The sequence below is a fragment of the Cognatundibacterium griseum genome (assembly GCF_014284195.1).
GTDB lineage: Bacteria > Pseudomonadota > Gammaproteobacteria > Burkholderiales > Burkholderiaceae_D > Undibacterium > Undibacterium griseum.
In genome coordinates, this window is record NZ_JACOGC010000003.1 from 41,487 (window position 1) to 58,156 (window position 16,670).

At 56.4% G+C, this 16,670-nt stretch carries 14 protein-coding genes; 8 read left to right on the plus strand and 6 right to left on the minus strand.

From position 1 onward, the window contains the following. Positions 1–8 precede the first annotated feature (8 nt). The 3 genes from H8K27_RS08490 to H8K27_RS08500 form a co-directional block, all read right to left on the minus strand. Positions 9–1,430, minus strand: a complete 1,422-nt coding sequence (locus H8K27_RS08490; protein ID WP_186862770.1) for a TolC family protein — start codon at positions 1,428–1,430, stop codon at positions 9–11. 119 nt (positions 1,431–1,549) lie between these two features. Then, a complete protein-coding gene (locus H8K27_RS08495; RefSeq protein ID WP_186862771.1) occupies positions 1,550–1,975 on the minus strand; it encodes a hypothetical protein in 426 nt (141 codons plus the stop codon). Between the two features lie 74 nt (positions 1,976–2,049). Next, positions 2,050–2,613 (minus strand): LysE/ArgO family amino acid transporter, encoded by a 564-nt coding sequence (locus H8K27_RS08500; RefSeq protein WP_186863093.1) that lies wholly within the window; start codon positions 2,611–2,613, stop codon positions 2,050–2,052. 169 nt (positions 2,614–2,782) lie between these two features. On the opposite strand from H8K27_RS08500, the gene argP reads away from it, so the two are divergent. Beyond that, entirely contained in the window at positions 2,783–3,688 is a 906-nt protein-coding gene (argP, locus tag H8K27_RS08505; protein WP_186862772.1) for an HTH-type transcriptional regulator ArgP, read from the plus strand. Between the two features lie 22 nt (positions 3,689–3,710). Here argP and H8K27_RS08510 read toward each other — a convergent pair whose 3' ends face one another. From H8K27_RS08510 to H8K27_RS08520, 3 genes are all read right to left on the minus strand, one after another. Further along, complete coding sequence (locus H8K27_RS08510; RefSeq protein WP_186862773.1) at positions 3,711–4,985, minus strand: sensor domain-containing diguanylate cyclase; 1,275 nt, start codon at positions 4,983–4,985, stop codon at positions 3,711–3,713. Then, entirely contained in the window at positions 4,982–6,250 is a 1,269-nt protein-coding gene (locus H8K27_RS08515) for an ABC transporter substrate-binding protein (RefSeq protein WP_329604371.1), read from the minus strand. Before H8K27_RS08515 ends, H8K27_RS08510 begins: the two co-directional genes overlap by 4 nt. 284 nt (positions 6,251–6,534) lie before the next feature. Next, positions 6,535–6,888: an ArsR/SmtB family transcription factor gene (locus tag H8K27_RS08520; protein WP_186862774.1), complete on the minus strand. Its 354-nt coding sequence runs from the start codon at positions 6,886–6,888 to the stop codon at positions 6,535–6,537. Between the two features lie 162 nt (positions 6,889–7,050). On the opposite strand from H8K27_RS08520, the gene H8K27_RS08525 reads away from it, so the two are divergent. The 7 genes from H8K27_RS08525 (at position 7,051) to H8K27_RS08555 (ending at position 16,669) form a co-directional block, all read left to right on the plus strand. Beyond that, positions 7,051–8,115, plus strand: a complete 1,065-nt coding sequence (locus H8K27_RS08525) for an efflux RND transporter periplasmic adaptor subunit (RefSeq protein ID WP_186862775.1) — start codon at positions 7,051–7,053, stop codon at positions 8,113–8,115. A gap of 10 nt (positions 8,116–8,125) precedes the next feature. After that, complete coding sequence (locus tag H8K27_RS08530) at positions 8,126–11,320, plus strand: efflux RND transporter permease subunit (protein WP_186862776.1); 3,195 nt, start codon at positions 8,126–8,128, stop codon at positions 11,318–11,320. 75 nt (positions 11,321–11,395) lie between these two features. Further along, positions 11,396–11,605, plus strand: a complete 210-nt coding sequence (locus H8K27_RS08535; protein ID WP_176802583.1) for a YgaP family membrane protein — start codon at positions 11,396–11,398, stop codon at positions 11,603–11,605. 32 nt (positions 11,606–11,637) lie between these two features. Next, positions 11,638–12,063, plus strand: a complete 426-nt coding sequence (trxC, locus tag H8K27_RS08540; protein ID WP_186862777.1) for a thioredoxin TrxC — start codon at positions 11,638–11,640, stop codon at positions 12,061–12,063. 303 nt (positions 12,064–12,366) lie between these two features. Then, entirely contained in the window at positions 12,367–12,657 is a 291-nt protein-coding gene (gene groES / locus H8K27_RS08545) for a co-chaperone GroES (protein WP_176802585.1), read from the plus strand. Positions 12,658–12,706: 49 nt separating this feature from the next. Further along, positions 12,707–14,356, plus strand: coding sequence for a chaperonin GroEL (gene groL / locus H8K27_RS08550; protein ID WP_186862778.1), 1,650 nt, complete (start codon positions 12,707–12,709; stop codon positions 14,354–14,356). A 330-nt stretch (positions 14,357–14,686) separates the two neighbouring features. Then, on the plus strand, positions 14,687–16,669 hold the full coding sequence (locus H8K27_RS08555) for an OPT family oligopeptide transporter (protein ID WP_186862779.1): 1,983 nt from the start codon (positions 14,687–14,689) through the stop codon (positions 16,667–16,669). Position 16,670 lies beyond the last annotated feature (1 nt).

Below are 16,670 nucleotides of genomic sequence, written 5' to 3' on the forward strand. Positions count from 1 at the left end.
CGGAACCATCAATGTGCGTTGTCTGATGCAGCAGCGGTGCCAGTGGCATTCACCGCCAGATTGGCCGGCGTGCCGGTCAGCTCCGCCTGCAGTGCGGCATCGGCCAGCCAGAACTGCTGTCCGGCATTGATGGCTGCGATGACGCTGGCAATTTGCTCCCGCGCATCACCCAGCAGATCAAAGACGCCGATCAGCATGCCGTTATAGCGCAGCTGATTTTCATCAGCGATGCGCTGCCGGAGCGGCAGGATTTCCTGTCGATAATGCTGCGCAATATCGTAGCTGCGCAAATAAGCGGAATACGCTTCACGCAGGCTGGATGCGGCATTGCGGGTGGTTTGCTCCAGCCGGTAACTGGCTGCCAGCGTTTGTGCATTCATCGCTTCGCGCTGCAATTGTCCGGAGTCAAAAACCGGCAGACGCACGGCCACTTCAACGCCGCGCCGGGTTTCGCCGCCAGCAGATGAAGCCGCAAATACCGTGTCGCGTTTGACTGTCAGCTCCAGGTCGGTCAGGCTGGTGATACTGTTTAAGCCTTGCTGCCGCATGGCGTTTTCAAACTGTGCCTGCGCCAGCCGCACATCGAGCCGGGTCTGCGGCGCCGTTGCTGCCAATTCTCCGGCAGCCACTGGTACGGCGGGCAACTCGGGCAAATGCGATGGCAAACGCAATTGCTGTTGCTGTGTCTCGTCCAGTCCCAGCAAGCGCACCAGCACTTCCCGAGTAGCAAGCTGCCGGTGCCGGGCGGCGGCGAGCTGGGTGACAGCATCGGCGTGAAATGCCTGCTGCCTGGCGGCCTGCAAGGCACTGAAATTGCCTGCCTTGCGCATACGTTGCGCCAGCTCCGAACCGGCTTCTGCCAGTTCACTGACTTGCTGTGCGTACAGCAAAGCCTGCTGCGCGGCGACGGCCCTCACCCACGCAGCACGGACCTGCGCCAGCCGGTCCACGACATCCATGCTGAGTTGCAGCCGGGTCTGCTGCAGACGGCTTTGGGCGACCGATTTTCGCTGCGGCAGCGTCAGCAGATCAAGCAGACCGACGCTGATCGCTCTGGCAATATCGAGCTCATCCAACAAACGGCTGCGCTCAAAGCGAAACCAGGGATTCACCGGATTGCCGCCCTGAACCGCCGCAGCGCCATCGGCCCAGTATTGCGCCAGCATAGCCTGCATGGCAGGACTGTTTGCAAGCGCCACCGACACCGCTGCCGGCTGCGTCAACTCCTGTTGCAGCAATTCGTCTGCGCTGGTGCGTAACTGCGCCATCTGGCCGGGATATTGCGCCAGCCGGAGCCGGGATTGCGTCATGGCGGCCAGATCCTGATTGATCTGGCCGATCGCCTGTTCCGGCTGAAAACTGCTGCAGGCCGTCAATAGCCAGGCAGCGGGAAGAAACCACACGGCAGAACGCCGGGTTAATGAAAACATACATCCTCGTCATAGAAAGTCCGACCTGCCTGCGACAGATCATTCAGATACTGTGTGGCGTGTCATGTTGTCACACGCCACCGTTACTCCACCGTCATTCCGTCGTTGCGGAATGGCAGTCAGAGAAGAATGATCGTGCGCAGTCTGGGCGGGCGCTCCGGCAACCGTGCCAGAGCCGGGGAAAATGCGGGAAACGCCGCACCATTCATCGCTGCCGCCAGCGAGTGCTGTGGCATGAAAAGGAGGACGCTCGTGATTGCCAGTCCGGTACAGCAGGCAGAAGACAGGTCTTTGCAATGATCTGACAAACCGGATTTCTGGTGGTGACCTTGCGTGTCTGACGGGAGGTCGCCCGAAACCAGCTGACGGTCAGATGCGGTGACGGGATGGGATGCGCCGGCGGTCTGTGACGCTTCTGCACAATGCGCCTCTGCCGCGACTGACAAGCTGCCGGCAGGAAACGACATACCGATTGCAGCAAAGCCCCGAACGGGCAGCAGCAGTATCAGCACAATCAGCAGGAGTCGCCATGGTTCTCGTTTCATGCGACGAAACTTACCATAAATCGGCGCCCCATTCCATGCACCGGATCAAACGGCAGCGCATGGCCTGCGCAACCTCAAGCAGCCACTAATCCCCAGGCCAGCATCAGCATAATGCCGCCGATCAGGCTGTCCAGTACCCGCCAGGCCTGTGGTCTGGCAAATACGGGAGCCAGCAGCCGCGCCCCGAAACCCAGTGCGGTAAACCAGATGACCGCGTTGGCGATCGCACCGCCGGCAAACCAGTATTTACCCGGACCCGGCATCTGGCCGCCGATCGCGCCCAGCAAAATGACCGTATCCAGATACACATGCGGATTCAGCAAAGTCACCGCCAGCACAGAACCGGCAGCCTGACGTCCGGTCAGCGCAACGCCGCCCCGCTCTGCCCGCAGGCTTTCCCCGCGCCATGCCGCCTGCCAGGAGCGAAGCCCATACCAGCTGAGAAACAACGCACCGCCCCAGCGGGCTGCTGTCAGCAATAACGGGCTGGCGGCCACCAGCCGTCCCATTCCAGCCACGCCCGTCAGTATCAGCAATGCTTCACAGACAATACAGATCAACACTGTCAGCGCCACATGCTCGCGCCGCAGCCCCATGCGCAGCACATGGGCATTTTGGAAGCCGATGGAAACGATCATGCCTGCGCTGAGACTCAGGCCCTTTATGAAAAAAGTCAGCACGCCTGGATTCCTTTCCTCCCTTATAGGGAGATGTTTGTCAGATGCACATTGTGGTGTCGCGATCGTTAAATTTGAAGTAAATTTAAAATATTTTCAGATTCATTAATTTTTCTTAATTTAAATACCGATGAACTCTCTGCCCCGGCTCGACAGCAAGCAATGCGAAGCCTTTCTGACCGTCATTGACCGCGGCAGCTTTGAGCAGGCTGCGCTGACCCTGCACCTGACGGCCTCCGCGGTCTCGCAACGGGTAAAAGCACTGGAAACACAGTCTGGCACGACGCTGCTGGTGCGCAGCCGCCCCTGCCGTGCCACGCCGGCAGGTCAGAAATTACTGCAGCATCTGCGCCGCATTGCGGAAATGGAACGTGATCTGCAGCATGAACTGAGCGGCGCCAGCCATGCCCCGGTCAGCATCGCGCTGGCCGTGAATGCCGACAGCCTCGACAGCTGGACGCTGCCCGCCCTGTCGGACTTATTAACCGGGGAACGGATTCTGCTCGATCTGACCATCGATGACCAGGAGCATACCGATGCGCTGCTTTCCAGCGGCATGGTACTGGGCTGCATTTCCGCCAAAAACGATGCCATGCGCGGCTGCGTCGCAGAACCGCTGGGCGTGATGCGTTATCACGCGGTGGCGGCACCGGCATTCTGTGATCGCTGGTTCCCGCAGGGCATGACACGCAGTGCGGCCTGCGATGCGCCGGTACTGAATTTCAACCGCAAAGACCGGCTGCAGGCCGATTTTCTGATGCAGCACTTTGGCCTGCATGAAACCGCCTGTCCGGCGCATTTCATCCCGGCGGCCAGCGCCTATCTCCGCGCGGTCTGTCTGGGGCTGGGCTGGGGGATGATCCCCGGTCTGATGCTCGATCAGCTGCCTGCCGGAACAACGCTGGTCCAGCTGATGCCGGCGCACCCGGTCGATGTGGCGCTGTACTGGCATCACTGGAAAATACAGACACCTCGTCTCGCCCGTCTGTCTGCGGCACTGGTGAGCAACGCGCGGAAAATATTATTGCAGCGATAACCGCCTGCATCCTGTCAGTCTGTCAGTTCGCAATGATCGTTGCTGCTGAATAATCTTCCGCCGGCTGCACCTGATTGCGGCCATGATGCTTGGCAAAATACAGCCATTCATCCGCACGCTGTATCAACATCTCCGGCGTATCATTCTGCGCTTTTTCGGCAACGCCAAAACTGGCCGTGATATTCAGCACGCGGCCATCGCTGATCTGGATTTTCAAGTGCTGTTCCACCTGCAGACGCATCCGTTCCGCGGCTTCAATCGCAGCGGACAAGCTTGTCTCCGGTAACACCACAATGAATTCCTCGCCACCATAGCGCACCAGCCAGTCCACATCGGCGCGCAGTTCCGACTGCAGGCATTCTGCAAAGGCCACCAGCACCTGATCCCCGGCAGCATGTCCGTACAGATCATTGACCGATTTAAAAAAATCGATATCGCAAAAAATCAGCGCCAGCGCCCGGTCATAACGCACAGCCCGCTGCATTTCTCCCGGCATCCTTTCGTTGAGCATCATCCGGTTGTAACAACCGGTCAGGCCATCCGTCATCGACAGCTGGCGCAGCTTTGCCAGAGCGCGTTCCAGCTTCCGGGTGCGGTCGGCCACCACGGCATCCTGATTGTCGATATGCTTCTGTATGCTGTCCTGCATAACGCGGAAACCGTCGACCACCAGATCAATTTCGTTATACCGGTGACCCGGCGGCATGCTTAATTCCAGCCGGGTGGACAAGCGGTTGGCCTGCAGGTTTTTCACAAAATCCGCCAGCTGGTGCATCGGTTTTTCGAGATCCCGCCGCAATATCGAAATCAGCGCCACCAGGATAAAAATTGCCAGCAGCACCACTTCAATCAGGACGATCAGCAAACTCCGGATCAGTTCGCCGCGCAGTTCAGCGCGGTTAATCACCAGCTCCATAGTACCGACTTCACGCCCGTCACCAGTGGGGGACGGAATCGAAAACAACAGGCGCTCGCTGCTCGTCTCAGGTATGACCGTACCGGCGGCAAACTGCTGGCCGGTGCTGACCCTGATCTGCACGTGGGCTATATGCGGATTCTGCACCAGCAAAGCCATTTGTTTGCGTATCGTTTCCGGCTCAATATCCCAGATCGCCAGCGCCAGCAAAGGTAAATGCGTATGCGCGACGTCCTGAATGGTCATATTGAAATTACGCTCGATGGCGCTGTAATTCAGCCAGGCCTGCAGGCTGCTGAAACCAAAAATACAGAGGATCACCCATTTGAAAACACTGCGGACAAGCTGACTGGCGATCGGCTGGAAAAGTCTGGGTTTCATTTTCGGGAAACGGCCTGAGGTGTCTGTATGAGTAATTGCCGGAAACTGAAATCATATTTTTTCAGCAAAGGATTGAGTACCTTGCTGAATTTCCTGAAATTGACTTTATCGAAATTCATTTGTCCGAACAGCATCTGAAAATGCCGGGCTTCTTCTTTATTCAGCAAGATGAACATCGGACGGTTCAGCTCCAGCCCTTCATCAATGAAGTCGCGTCCGTGATGGTAGTCATACAGCATCACCAGACCGAATGCCCCGGCAATAAAATGACCGCCAGCCAGTGCCGTCATGCTGCCGTCCTCTACCGCGGCAATCGCTTCCTGCGAAGTGTTGATGCCGCTGAAAAGCGCATCGGTTCCCGGTTTTCCGCCCTGCGCGCGCCAGCTGTCCATCGCGCCGAACGCCATCAGGTCATTTCCCGCCCAGATCAGCCGCGCCTGCGGATGGCGCTTGTATAACCATTCGCTCTGCTCCCTGGCTTTGGCGCGATTCCATTCGCCATAGATTTCCTGATCGATCACGACATTTTTTGCCTCGGCCACAGCCTGCCGCATTCCTTCATTGCGGCGCAACGAGGTCGGCGTGGAGCGGTCTCCGGCAATCACCAGCATATGCAGCTTGCCGTCAGGCGCTGCCAGATGTTCTGCCATACCCCGTTCAAACAAGGCACGTGCAGTCAGATAGCCGGCATCCGTGGCACGCGGTTCCAGCGAACCGAGCCAGCCCTTGAATTGCTGGCGGGGTTGCGGCATCGGCACCTTGTCGGCAGTGTCATGCATGCCGCTGAAAGCGAGGAAGGTTTTGATATTCGCCGTGTCCAGCGTGCGGATCACCTCCAGACCGGTCGAGTAATCGTTCGACAGAATCACATAGTCAGGCCGCTGCGCCGCCGGTCTGGCCGCGATTTGCCGTGCAAATTCCAGTGCCCGCAGGTGATTGCGCTCGGCGTACATGATTTCCAGGTCGATGCCGAGATTTTTGGCTGCGGCCGACATGCTGTTAGCCGCGGTCTGCCAGTAGATTTCATCATGCTTTCCCGGATTCAGAAAAATCACGGACATCGCCATGACGCGCAGCGGCAGCAGCACGGCAATCAGCATCAGAACAAGCGTTGACAAACGCATTCGGGACAACATCGGGAACTCCTCCTGATCCGGCCATTCTCGGTAAAACATGGCGGTGTAAGCACAGCGCTGCAAGGTGCGTTGTTCCGCAACACCGTGATTGGATTCAATATTTTCTGTCAGCCAGCCTCCTGAAGCCACTCCGGGAGTGGCGCAAAAAGCAGGGTAATCAATTTATACCGCTATTTTCCCTGTTTTTCCGGCAATAAAATCTTGCTTCACAAAAACTCACATTGTGTGTTCGGGATAAAACTGTTTTTGCATCAATACGGATGATTTTTTATTCATACAATGCGATGGAAATATCTTATTATCAGCCATCAGAACCGTGACCGGCAAAACATGCGGCGTCACTGCCACGACTATGCCAAAAGAGATGCGAAAAACAGGAGAAAAGATATTCGCCAGCCGGTGCGCCAGCAGAATCAGTCGGCATCTGCGCGCGCTGCGCCAAACAGGGCAGCCTGTTGCTGTGATTGCTGCGACAGTTTATCGCAGGCCAGCGTGCATAAAAGATACACCGAGCTGTCAATGACTTTGTAGTAAACGGTATTGCCACGCGCTTCACGCCGCAACATGCCATGCTGAGTCAGCGCATGCAGATGCCGTGAAATATTTGCCTGCGAGCAATGACATTGTTGCGCCAGCATGCCGACATTCAGCTCCTGATCACGCAGCAGATGCAGGATGCGCAGGCGGGTCGGCTCTGCCAGCATGGCGAAGTGTTGCGCCAATGCAGCATAGGCCCGGCCGGAATCATCCTGCTCAGAATGACACATTTTCAGATCAGCCATCGTTCTGGACTTTTTAAAAATTTATGAAGATCAGCATTTTGGGAAAAACATGAAATAATTATTTGCGCATTCATGCAAATAACTATATAATGATTTTACTTTGAGCGCAATCTTATTCTTGCAACCCGCTATTCAGGAGATCCGACCATGACCCGCACTGCCATCCGCCTTGCTGCGCTGACGTTTGCAGGCACTTTGCTAAGCCACCTCCCGCTTGCCCAGGCCGCGGGTCTTGCCGTAGCGCCAGTGCGTTCCAGTCAGGAGGGGCAGCGCTATCAGGCAGACGGCGTCGTCGAGGCCGTGCGGCAGAGCGTGATTTCGGCGCAGATTTCCGGCGCCATCGTGCAATTGCCGGTGAAAGCCGGCGATGCTGTGAAAGCCGGGCAGGTACTGGTGCGGATTGATGCCCGCGCCGCCAATCAGGAAGCCAGCGCCAGCCGCGCCCAGGTCGATGCGGCACGGGCTGCGCTGCAGGTCGCGAGCAAGGATTTTGAACGCCAGAAACAGCTGTTCGCCAAAAACTACATCAGCCAGGCACAGTTAGACCGTGCCGAGTCGCAGTACCAGAGCGCCAGCGCTCAGGCCAATGCGCAACTGGCGCAGGCGGCTGCCGTGCAGACCCAGTCGGGCTTTTACACGCTCACCGCGCCTTACAACGGCTTGCTGACCGAGGTGCCGGTCACGATGGGCGATATGGCGATGCCGGGTCGCCCATTGATGACGGTCTACGATCCGTCAGCGATGCGGGTCAGCGTCACCGTGCCACAGGAAAAAGCTCCCCAGCTGGCAACAGGTCAGGCAGTACAGGTTTCTGTCGCCGGTTTGCCCGAAGCACAGCGCTGGATCACCGCGACAAAAGTCACCGTATTGCCCGCTGCTGATGCAGCAACCCATACCGTGCAGGTCAGACTGGATTTACCCGCCAATCTGAACGGTCTTGCCCCCGGCATGTTTGCCCGCGCCAGCCTGCCGGTAAATGCCCCGCTCAAAACCAGTGAAGCGGCCCGGCTGTTTGTTCCTGCCAAAGCCGTGTTCCGGCGTGCTGAACTGTATGCCGTGTATGTGGTCAATGCGCAGGGTCAGCCCTTGCTGCGCCAGGTCAGACCCGGTGCCGTCAACGGCGGTGAACAGGAAATCCTGAGCGGTGTGGCTGCCGGTGAACAGATCGCCACCGACCCGCTGGCTGCCGCCGCTGTTTCTGCCGGAAAATAAGGAGCCGCCGATGAAAACCACTCTGGGTATTTCTGGCCGTATCGCCGCGTTTTTCCAGTCGGCGCAGATCACGCCGCTGCTGGCGCTGGTCGCCTTTTTGCTGGGTCTGTTTGCGATACTGGTAACACCGCGCGAAGAAGAGCCGCAGATCAATGTCACGATGGCGAACGTGCTGATTCCGTCTCCCGGCGCTTCGGTAGCCGACGTGGAGCAGATGGTCAGCATTCCTGCCGAACAGGTATTGAGCCAGATTAACAATGTCGAGCATGTGACGTCGGTATCCCGCCCCGGGCTGGCAGTCATCACGGTTCAGTTTGAAGTCGGCGTTCCCCGCACCGAGGCGCTGGTGCGCCTGTATAACACGGTACACAGCAACCGTGACTGGCTGCCCGCCAATCTGGGTACGCAAGAACCGCTGATCAAACCCAAAGGTATTGATGATGTGCCCATCGTTTCACTCACGCTGTGGAGCAAAAACCCGCAGACCGGCGCGTTTGACCTGGAACAGATCGCCCACAGTATCGAAGCCGATCTGAAACGGGTGCCCGGCACACGCGAAGTCATGACGACCGGCGGCCCCGGCCGCGCCATCAATATTGAACTCGATCCGCAGCGACTGGCCGCCAGCGGTCTGACTATCAGCGACCTGCGCAACAGTCTGCAGGCGGCCAATCTGGGCTTGCCTGCGGGCGAACTGCTGGCGGGAAATCAGTCGGTATCGATCGAATCCGGCCCCTTCCTGAGCAGCGCACAGCAGGTCGGTGAGCTGGTGGTGGGCGTCAGCGCGGGCAAACCCGTATTCCTGCAGGATGTCGCTGCAGTCAGCGATGGCGCCTTGCCCGCTGCACGCTATGTCTGGCATGGCACTGCCGGAAAAAGCGGCGCGGAATATCCGGCCGTCACCATCGCCGTTACCAAAAAACCGGGCCAGAATGCCGTTGATGTCGCCAATGCCGTCATCGCACGGGCCGGCAATCTGCGCAATAGCGTGATTCCTGCCGGTGTGGAAGTCAGCACCACCCGCAACTACGGCCAGACCGCTGACGACAAGGCCAAAAAGCTGATTCAGAAACTGCTGTTTGCCACCGCTTCGGTAGTCGCACTGGTGTTTCTGGCGCTGGGCCGGCGCGAGGCAGCCATCGTTGGTACAGCCGTCATCCTGACGCTGACTGTGACGCTGTTTGCATCCTGGGCATGGGGCTTTACCCTGAACCGGGTGTCGTTGTTTGCGCTGATCTTTTCGATCGGTATTCTGGTCGATGACGCGATTGTCGTGGTCGAAAACATCCACCGGCATCAGGCGCTGTTTCCTGACAAAACACTGCGGCAGATCATTCCCGGCGCAGTCGATGAAGTCGGCGGTCCGACCATTCTGGCAACGCTGACCGTCATTGCTGCCCTGCTGCCGATGGCATTTGTCAGCGGCCTCATGGGCCCGTACATGAGCCCGATTCCGATCAATGCCAGCATGGGTATGCTGCTGTCGCTCGCGATTGCCTTCATCGTCACGCCCTGGCTTGCCAGTCTGTGGATGAAAGAAGGTCATCATGCGGCTGGCGGCATGGCCGACAAACTGCGCCCGCTGTTCACCCGCGTATTCCGGCCGTTTCTGGATGACCGCACCGGCACCGGTAACCGCCGTAAGCTGGGACTGGGTGTTGCCGTGCTGATTGCACTGTCCGTCGCACTGCCGGTCATCGGACTGGTGCAGTTAAAAATGCTCCCGTTTGACAATAAATCTGAATTTCAGGTCATGGTCGATATGCCCGCAGGAACGCCGGTTGAACAAACCGCTGCCGTACTGCATGAGCTCGGTGCCTATCTGCAGACCGTACCGGAAGTCAGTGACTATCAGGCGTATGCCGGCACCTCCGGTCCGATCAATTTCAACGGACTGGTACGCCAGTACTATCTGCGTGCCGGCGGTGAAGTCGGCGACATTCAGGTGAATCTGGTCGACAAGCATCATCGCAGCGACCAGAGCCATGCGATTGCCACCAGAGTACGTCCGGCCTTGCAAAAAATTGCCCGCGCTTATGCGGCGAATGTAAAAATCGTCGAAGTGCCGCCTGGTCCGCCAGTGCTGTCACCGATTGTGGCAGAAATTTACGGCCCGACGCCGGAAGGCCGCCGCCAGCTTGCCAAGTCAGTACGCGGCGTGTTTGAAAAAACTGCCGGTATTGTCGATGTGGACGACAACAGCATTGCCAACGCCCCGCGCAAAGTATTGCTGGTCGATCGTCGCAAAGCGGCGCAGCTCGGTATTTCCCAGGCGGCGATTGTCAGCACACTGCGTGCCGGACTGGCAGGTGAAGCCACCAGTTATCTGCATGACGAAACCAAGTATCCGGCATCGCTGAATCTGCATCTGCCACCCGCACAGCAAGGCAGCCTGGACACGCTGCTGGCGCTCGGCGTCAGAAATGCCAAAGGCGGGATTGTTCCGGTCCGTGAACTGGTCAGCATCAGCGATGAATTGCGTGAGCAGCCCCGTTACCATAAAGACGGACTGGGCGTGAATTTCGTGGTTGCCGACATGGCAGGAAAAATCGACAGCCCCTTGTACGGCATGTTTGGCATGCGTCATGCCATCGGTCAGCTGACCGCGCCTGACGGCGGCCGCATTGAAGAATACTTCATCCATCAGCCAGCCGATCCGTATCGTGGATTCAGCCTGAAATGGGATGGCGAATGGCAGGTCACTTATGAAACATTCCGCGACATGGGGGCGGCCTATGGCGTCGGCCTGATCCTGATTTATCTGCTGGTGGTGGCGCAGTTTGGCTCTTATCTGACACCACTGATCATCATGGCGCCGATCCCGCTGACCATCATTGGCGTGATGCCGGGACATGCCCTGCTCGGCGCGCAATACACCGCCACCAGCATGATCGGCATGATTGCGCTGGCCGGCATCATCGTGCGCAATTCGATTTTGCTGGTTGACTTTATCCATGTGCAGCTTGCTGACGGCATGGCGTTCAAAGACGCAGTAGTGAATTCCGCCATCACCCGTGCCCAGCCGATTGCACTGACCGGTCTGGCAGCGATGATGGGCGCCTTTTTCATCCTCGATGATCCGATCTTTAACGGTCTCGCTATTTCACTGATATTCGGAATTTTCGTATCCACCGTGCTGACGCTGGTGGTGATTCCCCTGCTGTATTACACAGCTTATCAGCGCCGTTACAGCGCAGCGGCTTAAGCGTTTTTATCGCTGTTTGATGTTTGTTATTGGTATGTTTTTTAATCGTTTGTTTTACACTGAAGGAGTCTGATCATGACCAGCTGGCAAGTCGTCCGTATCGTTGCAGGATTTTTTATCTTACTGAGCCTGGCGCTCGGCATTCCGGAAAGCCCGGTTTTTGTCAACCAGTGGTGGCTGGGTTTCACCGCGTTTGTCGGCATCAACCTGTTCCAGAGCGGCTTCACCAAGTGGTGCCTGATGGAAAATATCCTGCGCAAACTCGGCATCCGTCCCGGCTGCTGATTTTCATACTGAGTCTTATGTAAGGAGCGATCATGCACCTCGTCTGCCCGCATTGCACAGCCACCAACCGGATTCCTGATGAACGTCTGTCTGATCAGCCCGTCTGCGGTCAGTGCGGGCACGCACTGATGGCCGCCGAACCGGTCGCCATCAGCGATCAGGCGCTGCCCAAATTCCTGGCAAAAACCGAATTGCCGGTGCTGATCGACTTCTGGGCAGAGTGGTGCGGCCCCTGCCGCGCCATGGCGCCCCAGTTTGCCGAAGCCGCACGCCAGATGCCCGGAATCCGTTTCGTCAAAGTCGATAGCGACGCCGCCCCTGCCGCCAGCCAGCAATTTGCCATCCGCAGCATCCCGACGCTGGTGCTGATGCACCACGGCCGCGAACTCGGCCGCCAGAGTGGCACCATGCCAGCCTCGCAACTGCTGGCATGGGCACGCCAGTTGCTGGGACAATAACCCAAACTTCCCGTCTGCCACCGGTAACAGGGTTCAACAACACTACGCCCTGTTCGCCCACGCACATCAATATTTCCAAAAAGAAATTTTAAAAAAATCAAAACGATATCCCGTTCATAACGGCAATACATCACCCTAATTCTTTGATTTTTAAAACTATTTTCAAATTCTTCACTTTTCTTTCTTGAAAAGCAGCTACCCCGCCCATATAATTAGCACTCGTTGGGATAGAGTGCTAACAACGCCATTCCCCACCTCTGAATGAACATTTTAGCAATTACTCGCAAATTTAAAGGAGCTTGTATGAACCTTCGTCCTCTGCACGATCGTCTGATCGTTAAACGTCTGGATCAGGAAACCAAAACCGCTTCCGGTATCGTTCTGCCTGACGCTGCAGCTGAGAAACCAGACCAGGGTGAAGTATTGGCCGTTGGTGCTGGCAAACAATTGGATAACGGCACAGTACGTGCGCTGGAAGTAAAAGTCGGCGACCGCGTATTGTTCGGCAAATATTCCGGTCAGGCTGTCAAAGTTGACGGTCAGGAAGTTCTGGTAATGCGTGAAGAAGACATCTTCGCGATCGTACAGAAATAATTCATATTCCTAAGCACTTAGATATTCCCAAGATTCTGGAGAAAATAACATGGCAGCTAAACAAGTTGTATTTGGCGATGACGCACGCGCGAAGATCGTTAATGGCGTCAACATTCTGGCGAACGCAGTAAAAGTCACTCTGGGCCCTAAAGGTCGTAACGTGGTTCTGGAACGCTCTTTCGGCGCGCCTACTGTGACTAAAGACGGTGTTTCCGTTGCTAAAGAAATCGAACTGAAAGACAAGCTGGAAAACATGGGCGCTCAGCTCGTGAAGGAAGTTGCTTCCAAAACCTCCGACAACGCAGGTGACGGCACAACAACAGCAACCGTACTGGCTCAGGCGATCGTACGCGAAGGCTTCAAATACGTCGCCGCCGGTTACAACCCGACCGACCTGAAGCGCGGTATCGACAAGGCAGTGACAGCACTGGTGGCTGAAGTTAAAACACTGTCCCGCCCAACAACGACCAACAAGGAAATCGCGCAGGTTGGTTCCATCTCTGCCAACTCTGACGCAGACATCGGCGACATCATTGCTAACGCGATGGACAAAGTCGGTAAAGAAGGCGTGATCACTGTAGAAGACGGCAAGTCCCTGAACAACGAACTCGACATCGTTGAAGGTATGCAGTTTGACCGTGGCTATCTGTCACCATACTTCATCAACAACCCAGAAAAACAATCCGTGATTCTGGAAAATCCATTCATCCTGCTGTTCGACAAAAAAATCTCGAACATCCGTGATCTGCTGCCAGTACTGGAACAAGTGGCTAAATCCGGCCGTCCACTGCTGATCATCGCGGAAGACGTCGATGGCGAAGCGCTGGCAACTCTGGTTGTCAACAACATCCGTGGCATCCTGAAAACTGCTGCTGTTAAGGCTCCAGGCTTTGGTGATCGTCGTAAAGCGATGCTGGAAGATATCGCTATTCTGACTGGTGGTAACGTGATCGCTGAAGAAGTCGGTCTGACACTGGAAAAAGCAACTCTGACAGATTTGGGTCAGGCTAAACGTGTTGAAATCGGCAAGGAAAACACCACTGTGATCGACGGTGCTGGCCAGGCTATCGCTATCGAAGCACGTGTAAAACAAATCCGCGCTCAGATCGAAGAAGCAACTTCTGACTACGACCGTGAAAAACTGCAGGAACGCGTTGCCAAGCTGGCAGGCGGTGTTGCCGTGATCAAGGTTGGCGCTGCAACTGAAGTTGAAATGAAAGAGAAAAAAGCGCGCGTTGAAGATGCACTGCACGCAACACGCGCAGCGGTTGAAGAAGGCGTGGTTCCTGGCGGTGGCGTTGCTCTGCTGCGCGCACGCTCTGCAGCTGGCGAAATCAAAGGCGACAACCACGATCAGGATGCCGGTATCAAGCTGGTCTTGAAAGCGATTGAAGCACCGCTGCGCGAAATCGTAGCCAATGCTGGCGGCGAGCCAAGCGTTGTTGTGAACGCCGTTGTAAACGGTTCCGGCAACTACGGCTTCAATGCTGCAAACGATACCTACGGCGACATGATCGAAATGGGTATTCTGGATCCGGCAAAAGTCACCCGTTCCGCTCTGCAGAACGCGGCTTCCGTTGCTGGCCTGATCCTGACAACTGACGCACTGGTTGCTGAACTGGCAGAAGACAAGCCAGCAGCAGGCATGGGCGACATGGGTGGTATGGGCGGCATGGGTGGTATGGGCGGCATGATGTAATTGCCGCTTGTACGCGCAGTTTTCCTGCGTCGCACAAAAAAGCCTTGCATGTATTTGCAAGGCTTTTTTATTTTTTACGCCCCGTCTTTGATATCCCGCACATATTCTTTATATCGCTCTGACCGGCTCAGAACGATTGATTATTTTCTGTCCTGACACGGCAAATCCAACGAAAATGCGGATTTCAAGCCCGCCATCTTGACACTGTCTGACAGGGCTTGGATACTGCCGCACCTGAACAGATTTTCAGGCTTGATGAATCTGCTTGCGGCCCGTCTGACCCGGACTCACCGCCAACAGATGTATCCGATATTTTCCTCTGGAGACGCAATGGCGCTGCAACAATTATCCGAACAGCAGATCCGCACCTGGACCCGGTCCCAAAAGGACGAATGGTGGTTTAACAATATCTATCGCGGCGACATGGCGCAGCTCACTTTGCGCTCTGCTCTGACGGGCTTTCTGCTCGGTGGCATCCTCGCCGCCACGGCTTTATATATCGGCGGCAAAACCGGTGTGGCCATTGGCGTGAATCTGATCAGCGTCATTCTTGCTTTTGCCATCTTCAGGGCGCTGCACAATGCCGGCATTGCCAAAGACTTTACCATTCTTGAAAATAACTGCACGCAATCCATCGCCACTTCCGCTGGCTATATGATCACCCCGATGATTGCCAGTCTGCCGGCGTATATGCTGGTCACCGGCGTCATCATCCCCTGGTGGCAGATGCTGATCTGGATCGTGATCACATCGATACTCGGCGTGCTGGTGGCATTCCCGATGAAGCGGCGTTTCATCAATGAAGATCAGCTGCCATTTCCGGAAGGCGGCGCCTGCGGCGTGGTGCTCGATGCGCTGTATTCTTCCGACGGCAAACAAGGCATGTTCCAGGCCAAACAACTGGCTGTCACTGGTTTGCTGAGCGCAGCCTACCAATTGCTGATCAGCGACGGCTGGATGAAACTGATACAGATTCGCCTGCTCGCGATGGACAAATGGACCGGTATACAAGAAGCGTGGACCATACACGAACGCTTCGATGATTATTACTACGCTGCAATGGCCAAATATGATCTGTGGGTACCGAAAATCCTGGGAGTCGATTTTCGCACACTGGGTCTGCGCTTCACGGTTGACGCAGCCATGCTGGGTGTGGGCGGACTGATGGGTATACGCGTTGCCAGCAGCGTTCTGCTTGGCAATCTGCTCAATTTCGCGATTCTGGCGCCGTGGATGATACAACGCGGCGATATCGCCGAACGGGTATCGGCTGCCGGCAAAACCGTCCCTGTATCGCGTATTGAAATCCTGAACCAGTGGGGTTTGTGGTGGGCCGTTGCCATGATGGTTGCAGGCTCTCTGGTCGGATTACTGGCCAAACCGGAAATTTTTACCAATGTCTTCAAAAATTTTGGCCGCAAAAAAAGCGCTGAAGAAAAAGTCGATCTGCTGGCGGATATTGAAGTACCGCTGTGGATTTCCTACGTCGGCGTACCGGTGTTCAGCGTACTGGCGGCATGGACTACTCATGCCTTCTTTGGCGTTCCGTGGCTGCTCGCTTTTATTTCATTACCGATGATTTTTGTGCTGACCGTGATCTGCACCAATGCGATGGCGCTCACTTCCTGGATGCCGACCGGCGCATTGTCGAAAATCACCCAGTTCACCATCGGTGCCATCGACCGCAGCAATCCGGCCAGCAATCTGCTGCCGGCAGCGATCACCGCCGAGGTGTCGCAAAATGCTTCCAGCCTGCTGTCAGACATTAAACCGGGTTATATGCTGGGCGCCCGTCCGCGCCAGCAGGCTATCGGCCATCTGATCGGCATTATCTCTGGCGCACTGGCTTGCATTCCACTGTATTTCCTGCTGTTTCTGCCGCCAGACAGCCACGGTGTCCGCAGCACCTCCACGCTGGTCTCTGAACAGTTTTCCATGCCGGCTGCGATGCAGTGGAAAGGGGTCGCCGACCTGATTGCACACGGTGTCAGCAGCCTGCCTGCCAGCGCCGTGACGGCGATGATCGTTGCCGCTGTATTTGCCGTTATTTTTGAAATCGCCGGAATAAAGAGTAAAGGCCGCTTCCCGCTCTCTTCCGTGTCGATTGGCCTCGGCGTGGTTTTACCGACCGATGCCTGCATCATGATGTGGCTCGGCGCCTTTGGATTCTGGCTCATGGAAAAACGTCATCCCGTTCCCGGCACCAGCGGCAACCGGTTCTGGGTAGATGGCTGCGAAGCGATTTCCGCCGGTTTGATTGCCGGTTCCGCGCTGATCGGCATCGGCAATGCGATTATCAATGTGCTGATTTGAT